The 2,112-nt window shown below is 75.0% G+C and carries 2 protein-coding genes; both read right to left on the bottom strand.

Annotated features, from left to right (window positions below; genetic code table 11):
- Nucleotides 1-153 precede the first annotated feature (153 nt).
- Complete coding sequence (locus E1300_RS49230; protein WP_131764117.1) at nt 154-780, bottom strand: hypothetical protein; 627 nt, start codon at nt 778-780, stop codon at nt 154-156.
- On the bottom strand, nt 761-2,112 hold a 1,352-nt coding region (locus E1300_RS51150; protein ID WP_207400458.1), incomplete at its 5' end, for a hypothetical protein. The genes E1300_RS49230 and E1300_RS51150, both read right to left, overlap by 20 nt.

Raw genomic sequence — 2,112 nt, 5'->3', positions numbered from 1 at the left:
GTAGCCGCGCTCGGCGAGCGTCCGCTCGGCGGCGGCGAGGCGGGCCGCGACGGCGCGGGCCACGGCGCGGCGCAGCCGCTCGCGCCGCTCGGGCGTCAGCTCGCCGGTCACCCGCACGGTGACCGGCACGTGGCAGCGGATCGTCATCGCGGATCAGGGGGCGGTGTAGGTGATCTGGAAACCGTTCAGCGTCACGGGGTCGCCGGTGCCCGGCCCGCTGCCGACCGAGATCGTGTACCGGAAGTTCGCGAGGTCCACGACGCTGCCCTGGACCGCCGGGAACGGCACGGCCGTCCCGAACGCGGCGTCCTTGGGGATGGCGAACGCGACGAGGGCGCCGGGGGTGGCGCCCGACAGCGGCACCTGGTTCACGATGACCGAGGTGTTCACGCCGGTCGGCGGGCTGCCCTTGCCCAGGACCTTGATCGTGGCGAGCCGCACCTTGTCGGGCAGCACCAGCGGGACGACGCCGAGCGGCGAGGCGTTGGCCGGCGCGACGGCCTGGCCGGAGATCTGGATGCTCCAGCCCGTCGCGGCGGCGACCGGCAGCAGGGTCGGCGCGATCGTCGCCAGCACGGTCGCCGGGGCGACCGGGACGGGCGGGTTGAGCTGGTCGAACGCGGTGCCGATCTGCCCGATCACGGTGCCCGCGGCCTTCAGGTCGCTCTCGATCGTGTCGAACCGGAGGTTGAAGCCGTTGGGCCCGCCCGCCGCGACGAGGTCGCGGCCGTCGGTGTAGGGCGGGAAGTGGAACTTCGGGTTAAAGCTGAAGCTGGCCATCGGTGGTGCTCCTTCGCTGGAGGACGCGCTGCGGCGGCAGCAGGCTGCGCACGCGGAACTTGGGGAAGGTGAAGGCGGGGTTCGCGGCGGCCAGGTCGCCCCGGACCTCGACCGTGTGGTCCCGGACGATCTGGGTGTCGATCTCCACGCCGACCGGGTGCAGCGCGTTGAGGATGTTGAGGATCAGGTCGTACTGGTCCTTGGAGATGATCGTGTCCGGGTGGTCGAGCTCGGGCCGCAGCCCGACCCGGAACGTGTACGGCGCGGGGCCGTCGCCGAGCAGGTAGGTCGCCTGCACCCAGGCCGCGCCGGCGGCGTCGCCCTGGAGCGCGGTCGCGGGCTGGCCGGGGCTGCCGAGCGTGGTCCGGGCGGGCCCGGTGCCGTCCGCTTCGAGCGCGGCGGACGCCCAGCCGAGCCGGACCTCCCCGGTCGCGGGCGGGTCGGTGCTCGCCAGGACGGGCGTCACCGACAGGTTCAGGGCCGCGCCCTCGTCCACCTCCAGCACCAGCCCGCCGTCGGTGCCGGACGGCCCGTGCACCACGACCAGCTCGCCGGGCGCCTGCCGGACGGTCACGTTCGTCCCGTCGCGCGTGACGTGCCCGAATCCGACGTTGTGCGCGATCGCGGCCAGCGCGCCGGGGGTGAGGGCGGAGTGCCGCAGGGTCAGGGTCCGGCCGTGGGAGGCGAACTCGTCGCCGCCCGCCTTGAACGCCGAGGTCACCGAGAGCTGCCCGGTGACCGCCTGGCGCGCCAGCTCGTCCAGCAGCGCGTCGAGCGTCTGCGCCACGGCGGGCTGCATGAGCTTGTTGTTCGGGTCGGTCCCGTAGTCGACCCGCGCGTCGCCGTGCTGGACGAGGAAGCGGCTGTCGAAGAACTCGCGCGGGTCGCTGACCACGGTGGTGGGCGCGCCGAGCGTCCCGTCGTCCGCGACCGACTGCTTGTCGGCGAGGTCGGTGATCCCGATCCGCAGCGTCCGGGTCGCCGGGACGGTGTGCCCGCCGAACGTCACCTCGGCCTTCACCACCAGCGTGCCGGGCGCGGTCGCCTGGAGCGCCGTGGTCGCGGCGGGGCTGCCCGCCGCGCCGTTCGTGGTCAGCGTGGCGCGCCCCGCGCCCGCCGGTACCGTCACCCAGCGCAGCTCCGAGCCGTCCGGCGCCGGCGGGCGCAGCGACAGCCCCGTGGACGCGCCCGCGTTCAGGTCGGCGGGCCCGGCCGGCGGGGACGCGAGGTCCACGGCGAAGTAGTCGCCGGGCGCGATCGCGGCGTAGACGCTCGTGCCGTCGGGGTCGGCGACCGGCCGGACGGCCGCGTAGTCGAACCCGGCGCGGTGGG

Source organism: Actinomadura fibrosa (genome assembly GCF_900659615.1).
Taxonomy (GTDB): Bacteria; Actinomycetota; Actinomycetes; order Streptosporangiales; family Streptosporangiaceae; genus Spirillospora; species Spirillospora fibrosa.
This window is presented reverse-complemented; position numbering and strand designations above follow the sequence as displayed.